This is a genomic window from Emticicia sp. C21, from assembly GCF_003418935.1.
In the GTDB taxonomy this organism is placed as follows: domain Bacteria; phylum Bacteroidota; class Bacteroidia; order Cytophagales; family Spirosomataceae; genus Emticicia.
The window spans coordinates 371,368-383,160 of sequence record NZ_QVMT01000002.1; the positions used below are offsets into that span (position 1 = coordinate 371,368).

At 38.8% G+C, this 11,793-nt stretch carries 13 protein-coding genes; 6 read left to right on the forward strand and 7 right to left on the reverse strand.

What is annotated here, in order from left to right; all coding sequences use genetic code 11:
• Positions 1-99: 99 nt before the first annotated feature.
• Together D0T08_RS06360 and D0T08_RS06365 are read left to right on the forward strand one after the other, a co-directional pair.
• Positions 100-579, forward strand: a complete 480-nt coding sequence (locus D0T08_RS06360; protein ID WP_116981766.1) for a group II truncated hemoglobin — start codon at positions 100-102, stop codon at positions 577-579.
• A 153-nt stretch (positions 580-732) separates the two neighbouring features.
• The gene (locus tag D0T08_RS06365; RefSeq protein WP_116981767.1) at positions 733-1,401 is read left to right on the forward strand and encodes a YdcF family protein; all 669 of its coding nucleotides are present in this window, start codon (positions 733-735) and stop codon (positions 1,399-1,401) included.
• Between the two features lie 70 nt (positions 1,402-1,471).
• Here D0T08_RS06365 and D0T08_RS06370 read toward each other — a convergent pair whose 3' ends face one another.
• Entirely contained in the window at positions 1,472-1,834 is a 363-nt protein-coding gene (locus tag D0T08_RS06370) for a CoA-binding protein (RefSeq protein WP_116981768.1), read from the reverse strand.
• Positions 1,835-2,053: 219 nt separating this feature from the next.
• On the opposite strand from D0T08_RS06370, the gene D0T08_RS06375 reads away from it, so the two are divergent.
• Positions 2,054-2,635, forward strand: a complete 582-nt coding sequence (locus D0T08_RS06375) for an NUMOD4 domain-containing protein (RefSeq protein ID WP_116981769.1) — start codon at positions 2,054-2,056, stop codon at positions 2,633-2,635.
• A gap of 135 nt (positions 2,636-2,770) precedes the next feature.
• On the opposite strand, the gene D0T08_RS06380 is transcribed toward D0T08_RS06375, so the two are convergent.
• Complete coding sequence (locus tag D0T08_RS06380; protein ID WP_116981770.1) at positions 2,771-3,529, reverse strand: LytTR family DNA-binding domain-containing protein; 759 nt, start codon at positions 3,527-3,529, stop codon at positions 2,771-2,773.
• 27 nt (positions 3,530-3,556) lie between these two features.
• Positions 3,557-4,345, reverse strand: a complete 789-nt coding sequence (gene blaOXA, locus D0T08_RS06385) for a class D beta-lactamase (protein ID WP_116981771.1) — start codon at positions 4,343-4,345, stop codon at positions 3,557-3,559.
• 159 nt (positions 4,346-4,504) lie between these two features.
• Between blaOXA and moaD the strand changes: the two genes are divergently transcribed.
• Both moaD and D0T08_RS06395 read left to right on the forward strand, forming a co-directional pair.
• Positions 4,505-4,747, forward strand: coding sequence for a molybdopterin converting factor subunit 1 (moaD, locus tag D0T08_RS06390; RefSeq protein ID WP_116981772.1), 243 nt, complete (start codon positions 4,505-4,507; stop codon positions 4,745-4,747).
• Positions 4,748-4,774: 27 nt separating this feature from the next.
• On the forward strand, positions 4,775-5,191 hold the full coding sequence (locus D0T08_RS06395; protein WP_116981773.1) for a molybdenum cofactor biosynthesis protein MoaE: 417 nt from the start codon (positions 4,775-4,777) through the stop codon (positions 5,189-5,191).
• 14 nt (positions 5,192-5,205) lie between these two features.
• Here D0T08_RS06395 and D0T08_RS06400 read toward each other — a convergent pair whose 3' ends face one another.
• The 3 genes from D0T08_RS06400 to D0T08_RS06410 all read right to left on the reverse strand — a co-directional run bounded on the left by D0T08_RS06400 (position 5,206) and on the right by D0T08_RS06410 (position 8,226).
• On the reverse strand, positions 5,206-5,760 hold the full coding sequence (locus D0T08_RS06400) for an NTP transferase domain-containing protein (RefSeq protein ID WP_116981774.1): 555 nt from the start codon (positions 5,758-5,760) through the stop codon (positions 5,206-5,208).
• Complete coding sequence (moaC, locus tag D0T08_RS06405) at positions 5,757-6,239, reverse strand: cyclic pyranopterin monophosphate synthase MoaC (RefSeq protein ID WP_116981775.1); 483 nt, start codon at positions 6,237-6,239, stop codon at positions 5,757-5,759. The genes D0T08_RS06400 and moaC overlap by 4 nt, the downstream gene beginning before the upstream one ends.
• An 88-nt stretch (positions 6,240-6,327) precedes the next feature.
• Entirely contained in the window at positions 6,328-8,226 is a 1,899-nt protein-coding gene (locus D0T08_RS06410) for an ATP-dependent DNA helicase RecQ (protein ID WP_116981776.1), read from the reverse strand.
• 281 nt (positions 8,227-8,507) lie between these two features.
• Between D0T08_RS06410 and D0T08_RS06415 the strand changes: the two genes are divergently transcribed.
• Positions 8,508-11,195 carry a T9SS type A sorting domain-containing protein gene (locus D0T08_RS06415; protein WP_116981777.1) on the forward strand — a complete coding sequence of 896 codons (2,688 nt, stop codon included), beginning with the start codon at positions 8,508-8,510 and terminating at the stop codon, positions 11,193-11,195.
• 75 nt (positions 11,196-11,270) lie between these two features.
• Here the strand turns inward: D0T08_RS06415 and D0T08_RS06420 are convergent, their stop codons facing one another.
• Entirely contained in the window at positions 11,271-11,759 is a 489-nt protein-coding gene (locus tag D0T08_RS06420) for a DinB family protein (RefSeq protein ID WP_116981778.1), read from the reverse strand.
• Positions 11,760-11,793 lie beyond the last annotated feature (34 nt).

An 11,793-nucleotide genomic window follows, 5' to 3' on the forward strand; every position in this document is an offset into this window, starting at 1 on the left:
GGGCACCTTTTTGAGCGATGATAGCGATGGCTACTCGATAATAACCGCTTCACGATTAAAAATGTGCACAAATAAGAATTAAATATTAATAAAGAAGCAATGAACACTATTCCTACACTTTATGAATGGGCAGGAGATATTAAAACTTTCGAAACTTTGTTTACCAAGTTTTACGAAAAGGTTTTGAAAGATGACCTATTGGGTGAAGTTTTTAAAGATATGTCGCCGGAACATGTGAAGCATGTTTCAAATTTTGTGGCAGAGGTTTTTGGCGGTGCTCAATTTTATACGATTGAAGATAATGGTAGTCATTCTAAAATGGTTGGCAAGCATATTGGTAAAATGCTGACAGAAGAAAAACGCCAGCGTTGGGTTCAGCTTTTATTACAAACCGCAGATGAAGTAGGTTTAAAAAGCGACCCGGAGTTTCGTTCGGCATTTGTCGGATACATTGAATGGGGAACAAGGCTGGCAGTTATTAATTCACAATTAACTGAAAACCCAATGATGAATGGTGAACCAATGCCTAAATGGGGCTGGGGAGAAACAGGTGGGCCTTACATGCCTAACGAGAATTAGAACAAATTATCAGGCAATTTGTAACCTTTTAAAAAATTTAAAGCACGCTTTAGTACTTAACCAAATCCTAAATTCTAACGAAATTATAATCAGAAGTATCAACTATTCATACTGATATTATATAATTTTGTATAGGGGTAAAAATATTGACAAATGACTGAAACCCTGATTGACGATTACGCGAGGCTTTTGTATGATTACCATTTTTTGCAACAGCCACTTAAAAAAGCTGATTGTATTTTTGTATTAGGTAGCCACGATCCATCGGTAGCCGATTACGCTGCTCAACTGTATAATGAGGGCTATGCGCCTTATATTATTTTTTCAGGCGGGGTGGTTCGGCCGGTAGGTCAACTGCGAAACGAAGTACCTAAAACCGAAGCAGAAGCCTTTTTTGATATTGCGGTGAGCAAGGGTGTGCCTACTGAAGTAATTTTGTTAGAAAATGAAGCCACTAATACAGGCGCGAATTTTATATTGACAAGAAAGCTGCTAGCAGATAAAAACTTAGATTTTAAGAGTTTTATACTGGTACAAAAGCCTTATATGATTCGTCGGACTTATGCTACGGCCATGGTACAGTTCAAAGACTTTGATTTTATTGTTTCGGCTTTGCCTGATACCTACGACTCTTATGTGGAACGTTGTCTGGCAGGAGGTATCAGCAAAGAACGTGTAATTAGTAATATGACCGGAGATTTACAACGGTTGAAGATTTATCCGGCGAAAGGCTTTCTGATAGAAATGGATATACCTGAAGAAGTCTGGTCGGCTTATGAGAGACTTCTGGACTTAGGATTTGAGGGACGTATGGCAACCTAAGTACAGTTGCCATTTAATAAATAATTCGGATGAAAACCGTTTGTTTTTCGGCTAAAGTAAGAATCGCACATTAATATTGCCCTGTAGAAAGCATAACCAATGTACAAGCGTGTAACGGTTCTATCTTATTTTTAGCGAGTAATGACTCAAATTCAGGATTTTCGGTGCCTGGGTTAAAGATGACTCTTTTAGGCTTTAATCCTACAATGTAATCATAATATTCGGGCTGGCGTTTGGGGCTGATATACATCGTTACAGTGTCCACACCCTCTAGTTCAGACTTAGTTACTTGTATTTCTTTGCCACCAATTTTTCCTTGATCTCTACCTATGAGTTCAATTTCATGACCGTGATTTAATAATCTGTTGGCAGCTAAAAAAGCATAACGTGTTGGGTCGGTGGATGCTCCTATTACTAAAGTTTTCTTCGACATCTCTTTGTTGTGTTATTTAGTAGTAAAACATTTACTTAAACGGGTTTTGTTCCTTAGTTTTAGATTAAAACCACAATTTAAAAACAATTTTTTGCCAATAATGTTGTTATAATGCGAAGATAATCCTGACTGTTGAGAGTAATACTCATTTTGCTGCTGGCATACTTTTTTAGCTAAATCTGACAATAGTTTGAGATTAAAAACTAATATAATTTTGTGATGAATAGAGGACTGAATAGTGAAAAAAATGCTCTTTGGGCAGAACGATGGACACCTGTTGTCATTGAAGTAGAAGGAGTGGAGAATCCGCCTCGTTATGAGGTCTCGAATTTTGGTCGCCTCCGTAGTTTGCAGAACGATGCCAAAGGTACAATTATCAAAGGCTCGGTTATTCAGGGTTATCGATCGTTGAATGTAAGATTACCTAAAGGAAAAACATTCAATCGCTATATTCATAAATTAGTTGCCGAAGCATTCGTAAAAAAAGATAGCCCCGATCATAAGTTCGTTATCCACCTTGACTACGACAAAGTGAATAACCATTTTGAAAACCTGAAATGGGTAACAAAAGATGAAATGGTAGAGCACAACCGCGAGAATCCTGCCGTGAAGAATAAGCCGATTCCGAGAAATACAAAGAACTATAAGTTGACTGAAACCAAGGTTAGAATGATAAAGAAGATGCTTCAGAACGAAAATACCCGTCTGAAAATGATTGCGAAACAATTTGGTATTACTCACACACAATTGAATCGTATACGCTCAGGCGAAAACTGGGGCTATCTGAAAACTGAAGAATAATTGCTTGCTAATTGATGTGAACAGAATACTTATATTTGTGCCTGAAGTATTCGAATCTTCTCTAAGTACCGCTTCTGAAAACAAAACAGGAACGACCTGTGCCGCTCCTGCAAAATCTGTAAACTCTGAAAAAGTTTACCTTAGTGTTATTTTGCCTAACTCGGTCAGAAAATCTTCTTTTCTGCGACGGGCTACTTCCACTTCGTAATTGTCTGACATAATAGCAAATCCACCCTCGCCTTTTACGTATTTCTTAACGTGGCGCAGGTTGATTAAGTGTTGATTATGTACCCTACAAAAATTATAAGGGGTCAATAATTCCTCATATTCTTTCACGTTTTTCGAAACAATGATTTTCTTTTTATCGGCTAAATGAAAAACAGTATAACTACCATCGGACTCGCACCTGAGAATTTCTGAAATCGGAATATAGAAAACCCCCTCCTGTGTAGGAAGCGCCAGTTGCATATTCTCGTTTTTAGGCGTACGGATATTCTGCAATAGCAACTCAATGCTATGATTGGTGTCTTTCTTTTTAATGCGGTCTATTACTTTCTCTACAGAGTAGTCAAGATCGTCAATATCAACAGGCTTCAACAGATAATCTATTGCCCCAAATTTAAAAGCTTGAATAGCGTATTGGTCATAGCCTGTTACAAAGATTACCTCAAACTTTACTTCGGGCATGGCATTCAGCATATCAAATCCGGTTTTACCCGGCATCTGAATATCCAGGAACACCAGATCAGGTTTCAGTCGTTGAATAGTAGCAATGCCGTCATCAGCAGAGTGAGCCGCACCTAAGAGTTCTATTTCAGGATAACGTTCCAATAGTTTAGCAAGAGCTTGGCTTCCTCTTACTTCATCGTCAATAATCAGGGTTTTAATTTTCATTGGGGTTTTCGGTAGCGTTTTTGGGTTTTAAATAATACCTAATTTCTTCAATATTTTTTGGGTAATTTCAAGTCTGTCTGCGGCAAAAGCGGGCATCTGCTTCCCTACTGGTTTGTAGATTCGGGTAGCAAAAAAATACAAATGGTCTTTCTTTTGCACATATCCTACATACCAGCCTATATCTTTAGGCGGCGTATCGGCCCAGCCTGTTTTCGCTCTTAAGATATATTCAGGTGTTTCTTCCTGAATCATGATTTTCTTTACGATTTCAAATGTCCTTTTCGAAAACGGTAGTTTCTCTTCATGCAGTTTTACTAAAAATTCAAGTTGGTTTTTAGGTGAGATAGTCAGACTTGAACCTAGCCAGAAAGTGGTTAGTCCGGCGCTTATGTCTTTATTGCCATAATCGCAACTTTTCAGGTATTGTTGATAGTTTTTCTCACCTATCCTGCGGGCTAGTTCCTGATAAAACCAGACTGTTGAGTTTTTATAAGCGTGCTTTAAATCATGTTCGGCATTCCAAACCTCGCGCGACCGTTTCTGTCCATCCCATTTAACTAATTCATTTTCATCCTTAATAACGCCTGTTTCCAAAGCTATCAGCGAGTTTGGGATTTTAAAAGTTGAGGCGGGAGAAGTGAGTTTTACCAACTCGGCTTTATTGCTAATTGTATATTCTTTCTTTTTATAATCGTACAAAAAGAAGCCTCCTTCTAAATCTTTCTCTTTAAAATACTCACTGAAATCTTCAACTTTTTGCGAGAAAGTATCTGGCAAACAACCAAGAATAAAAATAAAAGTGAGTAGTTTTTTCATTCTAATGTAGCACGAAGTAAATTTGGTCTGATTTCTAACAAAAATAGGTAGCAGGTAATAAATTATTGATGAAACGGTCTGTTTTTTTGCAAAGATTTTTATCTAAGGAAATTCAATAAAGGTTTTTAGTGTTGTAGTTGAAAAACACCCATTGAAAGAATGAATTTAAAAGTATTGTGTTTTGGTATTACCCGTGACATTATAGGGCAGTTTGAATATAAGCTTTCACTTCCCTCAGAAGCAACAGTTGCGGATCTGAAAAATCAGCTCTCGACACAGTTTCCTAAATTTGCTACTTTAAAGTCGTTGCGAATTGCTTTGAATGAGGAATATGCAGAAGATGCCATGACATTAAAAGAAAACGATGAAATAGTGCTGATTCCACCTGTAAGTGGGGGATGATTGAGAAGTAAGCAATTTGATATAAATATGATTGACATACAACTATTACATACATCACTTTCAGAACAAGCATGCCTTGATTTTGTGAAAACAGATGATACCGGAGGAATTGTGGTTTTTGTAGGAACCGTACGTAACCAGACCAAAGGTAAGTCCGTAATAAGACTGGATTTTGAAGCCTACGAACCCATGGCAATTTCAGAAATGCGAAAAATTGCTGTGCAGGCTGTTGAGCAATTCTCTCTCAAAAAAATTTCCGTACATCATCGGGTGGGTATTTTAGGTATTGGTGAAGCTCCGGTGGTAATAGCAGTATCATCAGCCCATCGCAAAGCCGCATTTGATGCCTGCGAATATGTAATTGATACCCTGAAGGAAACAGTACCTATCTGGAAAAAGGAGGTTTTTGAAGATGGAGAAGTGTGGGTATCGGCCACGCCTTAATATCAAAGAAAAGATTACTTAGCCTTTGTCTGATACTCATCAAACTCAGCCTTTGTATTCACATTCTTCAAAAAGCTTTTCTCTTCTTCTTCTATTAATTGTACATCATTGTTCTGTAGAAAAACCTTGGGACTTTTGTTACCTGACTCAATATACTTGACTAGCAAAGGATAAGCTTTAGGTTCGTAGATAGTAATGAGTGGCTCAGGCGCATTGATTTCTGGATTATAAAAGGCTGTGGCCCTTTTCTCCGGATTCCGATGTTCGATTAGTAATTTGAGGACGTCTTCATTAACTAAAGGCATGTCACAAGCTAATACCAACCAAGCAGTTTGTGGATTATGCTCAAAGGCTGAAAGAATGCCACTAATAGGGCTAATAGCAAGTTTATCAAGGATAAAATTATCTGAAAGTTCCTGCTCTTCTCGGGAAGAGAAATAGACTTCTGAGCAAAACTTACTCATTAACTGAAACAGATATTCTCTTTGGGATAAGCCATGATAATTAAGCAGACTTTTGTCTGTACCCATACGCGAGCTTTTGCCACCTATCAGAATCAGTCCGTTCATTCAGTCTCTAATTTAAAGTCTCTTTTTCCTCCTGATTTTTCAATTAACCGAGTTTCTTTAATAACAATATTGTGCGAAAAGGCTTTGCACATATCATACACAGTCAAGGCTGCAATGCTTGCTCCGGTTAGTGCTTCCATTTCTACGCCAGTTTTGCCCGTAAGCGAGGCAGTACATTCGATTACTACTTCTTTTTGCTCATTCAAGGTAATAGTAAGCTGGCAGTTTTCTAGCCCAAGGGGGTGGCAGAGCGGTATTAAATCGCCCGTCTTTTTGGCTGCCATTACTCCGGCAATAATAGCTATCTGAAATACCGGCCCCTTTTTAGTATGGATTTCATCGTTCTGCAGCTTTTCTAGTATCACTTCATCTAATATTAAAATACTTCGGGCTTTGGCTATGCGTTTGGTGACGCTTTTTTGACTGACATCCACCATTGAGGGGTTACCTGCTGCGTCTATATGAGTGAATTCTGACATAAAATTTTAAATAGTAATTGTCCTGAAATGTCGTTTTTTTCTAAAACTCTCTAATATTACAGCGAGCTGGAAGCTCGCGCCACAAAGGTTATTTTTTCTGTAAAATGCCTAATTCGCTATACCATATTTCTTCGTTTTCTATCATTTTTCTAATTACCTCTGTTACAAAGTCTTTGTTGGTAAAGAAACTATATGCTACTACCTGAGTAATATTGGCCGGTAAAATTTCCAGGATTTTTTGCCTATACTTAGCATAAATATCAAAGGGAACTTCACGTTTCTTGTGTTTCAGACAATTATCACAAATGCCACAGGTAGCTTCAGTAAATTCATCGAAATATTCCTGTAAAAATTGCATACGGCATCGGCGCTCCTCCTGTGTAAACTGCACTACAGCATCCACTCTTTCGGTATCTTTCATTTTTCTCCGATGGTATTCAGCCCGGTCAATAGTCAGATAGTTGGCATCCTGGCGGGCCGTCAGGAAGGTAAGTTGAGGGATACTTTTTTGTTTCTGATAAGTAGCTATACCCACCTCATTCAGATACTCAAGCATTTTCTCTACTTCAAGATTAGAAGCAAAGTAGTTTCGGGCTATAGTAGATTCTGAAATGGTTGTGAAGTCGGTAAATAATTGGCCGCCATACATGCGCAAGAGCATTTTTGTAAACTTATCATAGTTCGCATTCTTAATCTGAAAATTATATAAGTTGTGATTATCAACCTTAAAAACCAGCTTTGAAGGACTGAAATAAGAATCGCTTAACTGTATCAGACCCTCATCTTCCAGTTTTTTCAAAGCATTATGTGTATCATTCGCTACTAAACCGAAAGTGCCGATAAATTCCTGAAAGTCGAAATCATAGCTTTCAAAATTCTCTGCCCCAACTGCCAGTTTAAAGTAATTAGCTAAAGCCTGATATATCCTTTTCAGGTTTTCTATGGGCGGATACTTCTGGTCTATCTGTTTATAAATATCAGTTAAATCAGATTTAAAGTACAATAGAATGGCATAAGATTTTAGCCCATCTCGTCCGGCACGGCCTGATTCCTGATAATAGGCTTCCAGGTTTTCTGGTAAATCAAGGTGTACAACTACCCTTACATCAGGTTTATCAATACCCATTCCAAATGCGTTGGTTGCCACGATTACCCTTACCTGATTTTTAATCCATGCCTCCTGCTTTTTAAAGCGGTCGTTCATAGCTAAGCCGGCATGGTAAAATTCAGAACTTATTTTATTGCGGTTGAGCCAGTCTGAAATCTCTTTGGTCCTTCTGCGGCTTCTTACATAGACGATGGCAGAACCCTGTACTTTCTGCAAAATATCAAACAATTTGCGTTCTTTGCTTTCTTCACAAAAGGCAGAGTAGGAGATATTAGGTCGGGCAAAACTTTGTTGAAAGATCTTAATATTTCGTAAACCCAGTTTTTGCCGAATATCTATCTTAACATCTTTTGTTGCCGTTGCCGTGAGAGCAATCATGGGAGCATTGGGTGCAAACTTTCTAAAATCCGGTATTTTAAGATAAGGTGGCCGGAAATCATAGCCCCATTGCGAGATACAGTGTGCTTCGTCAATAGCCAGTAAACATACTTTCATGCGTTTGGTACGCTCCTGCATGATTTCTGTTAGCAAACGTTCAGGCGATACATAAAGAAACTTGTAATCGCCATAAACAAAATTATCCAAAGTATAATCTATCTCTGTGCGGTGCATGCCCGAATAAATAGCTGCTGCTTTAATGCCTCTTCTTTTCAATTGCTCTACCTGATCTTTCATCAAGGCAATAAGCGGAGTAATCACAATGCAAACTCCTTCCATTTGCATAGCAGGCACCTGGAAACAAATCGATTTCCCGCCTCCGGTTGGCAGAATAGCCAACGTATCGTTTCCGGCTAATACAGAGTTGATGATATCTTCTTGTAAAGGCCGGAATGTATCATACTTCCAATATTTTGATAATATTTCTTTTGATGCTTGCATCGTTCAAATCGCAGTTTCCGTCTATAGTGCAAAGATAAGCTTTCGGTTTGTTAATTTGATAGTTTATCTAAGCCTATCATCATTAGTTTAAAGAAAATTAGGTTGCTCTGGAAACTCAGCCGATAAATAATACTTTCGGGATTATTTCTAATATTCGCCCAATAAAAACGTTATTATATTCGCTAGAATGTATACCTTGTACAAAAATTCAAAGCAACCTTGACCCATTGGATTACGTATATTTTTAAGACCCTCGAAAACAGGAATTGACGCTAAAGATTATGAGAAAAATTTACCTTTCTGGCTTACTATCTTTTTTGGTAATGTCAGCGATTGCCCAGAAAACTATTAAACCACGCCACGAAGAGCTTGCAAAGACCAATCCCTACAAGATTGAATTCATGAAGGGAAAGATGATTGTGTGTCCGGGCAATTTTGTTGATGCTAACACTTATATTCCTCCTGCCAAAGAAGTGCAAGATGCTTTAAATGGGAAATTTGCGCGTTCAACAGCCAAAGCTACTTTTATTGTAACTTATAATGGTTTCTCTCCGGCTGCACAAAAGGCTTTTCAATTGGCAGTAGACATCTGGTCTAATCTGATTACTTCACCTGTTCCTATTCGTATTAATGCCATTTGGCATCCGATTGATAGCGATGGTGTTTCTGGTACGATCTTAGGACAAGCCAGTCCTGGAGATTTTACAAGAAACTTTCCGGGTCAGCAAAAAGCTAGTACGTGGTATCCCATTGCGTTAGCTGAAAAAATAGCCGGACAGGAACTGAACTCAGTAAATGAACCAGATATTACGGCAGAGTTTAATAGTTCAGCTCCCTGGTATTTAGGTACAAGTACTCCGGGCCGTAATGAGTTCGACTTTGCTTCTGTAGTTTTGCATGAGTTGTGCCACGGTTTAGGATTTACGTCGTCATTTCGCTCGACAGCTAATTCAACTACGGCAACGTGGGGGTATGATACAGGCTCACCTTTTGTTTTCGATGAATTTGTTGAAAATGGCACAGGCCAACAGTTGCTTAATACAAGCGCTTTTCCTAATCCATCATCAGCATTACGTCAGCAATTAATCGGTAATAATCTATTCTTTAATAGCCCTACTTCTGCCGCTAAAGGTGAAGAAAAACCACGCTTATATGCACCTAGTACTTATCAACTTGGATCAAGCACATCGCACCTAGATGACAATACTTATACGTCAGGTAACCCGAATTCCCTGATGACTTCGGCTGCCAGTTTAAGAGAAGTAATTCGTGACCCGGGTCCTTTAGTAAAGAATATGTTTGCTGACATGGGCTGGAAAGGTACATCAATCTTGCATACACCAATTAAAAGTATCGAAGGCGCTGTTAAAAGTGTGACTGTAAAAGCTACTATTGTCAGTGATACAACCCTGGTGGCAGGAACTGCAAAAGTGTTTTATGCTGAAAACGATACGATTACTAAAGCAAAATCTATTAACCTGACACGCGTAGGTACTTCTAACGACTATACCGCTGTTATACCAGTTACTGCTTCAAGTTCTATTATCAGATATTATATTGTTGTAGAAGATAATTTCAAACGTAAAAACACTGTTCCTGCCGAAGCACCTCTGGCGGGTTATTATGGATTCCAGATTGGCGAAGCCGACGTTTCATCACCTTTTATCTCAACTATTCCACCTACATTTGTCTCTTCAACAGCTAAACCTGATGTTTTCCTGAATGCAGAAGATGACTTTGAACATGGAGTAGATACGGTTTATGTAGAATATATGATAAACGGGCAGGCAAAGAATCCTATCGGCCTGAAAAAGTATAATCCTGCTACCGATGATAAATCTTATTCACAAGGCAGAAATGATGATATCGCTTATTTAGGAAAGGGTATTTTTGGGGATTTGAAAAAGGGTGACCGTGTGCAGTATCGCATTGTAGCGGTTGACAACTCAAAAAATAAGAATACTACCAGATTACCTGCATATCTGAAAACACCTGGTACTAATGTAACTGTTACACCAGATTATTTTGAGTTTTTAGTAACTGATTTAACTACGCAGGAACCTATCTTGTCTTACAGTACAGACTTTAATACGACTAACGAGGATTTTGCCGGGATAGGCGGTTGGGGTATTTCGCAACCATCGGGTTTTAATGATGGGGCTTTGCACTCAGCTCACCCATATAAAAATGGTGGCGACGAAAACCTCGAGACTAGCACGATGGCCTTGTTCTTAAAACCTATCGAGCTGAAAATGGATGAAGATTCGGCTAATATTAGTTTTGATGAAGTTGTATTGGTAGAACCGGGTGATGATAACTCAGTATTTGGCGACGCTGATTTCTATGACTATGTAGTTGTAGAGGGATCTTATGACGGCGGTGCTTCCTGGATACCTTTTGAAGATGGGTATGATGCAACCAGCAATAGTACATGGGAAAAAGCTTTTACAGGTAATACGGTAAATGGCACAGTAATGGGAGCAGATGGCGAGCCTTTTACCAGTGTAGACTCTAAAGGAGTAGGTACATCTGCCATGTTTAAACGCAGAACCATCAAAATGTTAAGTACCGATAATTTTGTAGGCGGAGATATCGTACTGATTCGTTTCCGTTTATTTGCCGACCAATTAACCTACGGTTGGGGTTGGGCCATTGATAACCTGAAAATACAGTTGCCACCGCCACCGCCAGTATTGGCAGTAGAGCCGGGTTTGGAAAAGGCAGTGACTTTATCACCAAACCCATCGCCGGATGAAATACAAATCAGCACTACTCTGGCAAGACCGGGTCGTGTAAAAATGGAAGTATTTGGCGCGAATGGTAAAAAAGTAATGGACAGAGAATTTATTGCCGATATAAATACTTTCTACCAGAAAATTGATGTAAGTAATCTGGCAGCAGGTAGCTATCTTGTTCGCTTACATACCGAAACCGGATCGGTAGTGAAAAGATTTGTAGTAAACAGATAACCAGAAAAAAAGTATAAAATGAGAGAGCCATTCCTGAGGTAGAAATGGCTCTCTCGTTTTTATGCCAGTTTACTTTCAGTGTTTCTTTATTAATAAGGCTAGCTGGCCTCTGTGATAACTTAGATGATTGGTACGGCTAAATAATACATTCAAGCGGTTTCTTTGCGGTTCTTTCTCAAAGTTTTCTTCTGAAATATTGTTATGACGGGTAAACCATTCTTCAACGGGTAAATTGTTTATATGCGCTGTGAGGCTATCATTTACTTCTTTCCACTGGGCTTTCAGTTGGTGAATGGGTGGAATTTCTGCAATTGTTCTATCAGCGGCTTCAACAAAAAGAGGGTGTAATTCAGGATGGACCGCATCTCCAAAACGCAAAAGCGGTAGCATTAAATCGTGCACAGCTGTTGAATGCCCTAAAAGATACACACCTCTGTTTCTACCCGGTGCTATTTCACACATGAGTTGATCGTCAGAAAGTTTATCAAGTACACTATTGAAAGCGTTTATTTGTAATTGCCAGTTATTAACCGCAATTTTTATAGATAAGTCCAGATAATTCATAGTTGATAGGTTTAAGAGTTAAAAACAGACTGTC

Coding starts and splice junctions, on each gene's coding strand:
- D0T08_RS06360 (WP_116981766.1), top strand. CDS start 100: ATGAACACTATTCCTACACTTTATGAATGGGCAGGAGATATTAAAACT.
- D0T08_RS06365 (WP_116981767.1), top strand. CDS start 733: ATGACTGAAACCCTGATTGACGATTACGCGAGGCTTTTGTATGATTAC.
- D0T08_RS06370 (WP_116981768.1), bottom strand. CDS start 1,834: ATGTCGAAGAAAACTTTAGTAATAGGAGCATCCACCGACCCAACACGT.
- D0T08_RS06375 (WP_116981769.1), top strand. CDS start 2,054: ATGAATAGAGGACTGAATAGTGAAAAAAATGCTCTTTGGGCAGAACGA.
- D0T08_RS06380 (WP_116981770.1), bottom strand. CDS start 3,529: ATGAAAATTAAAACCCTGATTATTGACGATGAAGTAAGAGGAAGCCAA.
- blaOXA (WP_116981771.1), bottom strand. CDS start 4,345: ATGAAAAAACTACTCACTTTTATTTTTATTCTTGGTTGTTTGCCAGAT.
- moaD (WP_116981772.1), top strand. CDS start 4,505: ATGAATTTAAAAGTATTGTGTTTTGGTATTACCCGTGACATTATAGGG.
- D0T08_RS06395 (WP_116981773.1), top strand. CDS start 4,775: ATGATTGACATACAACTATTACATACATCACTTTCAGAACAAGCATGC.
- D0T08_RS06400 (WP_116981774.1), bottom strand. CDS start 5,760: ATGAACGGACTGATTCTGATAGGTGGCAAAAGCTCGCGTATGGGTACA.
- moaC (WP_116981775.1), bottom strand. CDS start 6,239: ATGTCAGAATTCACTCATATAGACGCAGCAGGTAACCCCTCAATGGTG.
- D0T08_RS06410 (WP_116981776.1), bottom strand. CDS start 8,226: ATGCAAGCATCAAAAGAAATATTATCAAAATATTGGAAGTATGATACA.
- D0T08_RS06415 (WP_116981777.1), top strand. CDS start 8,508: ATGAGAAAAATTTACCTTTCTGGCTTACTATCTTTTTTGGTAATGTCA.
- D0T08_RS06420 (WP_116981778.1), bottom strand. CDS start 11,759: ATGAATTATCTGGACTTATCTATAAAAATTGCGGTTAATAACTGGCAA.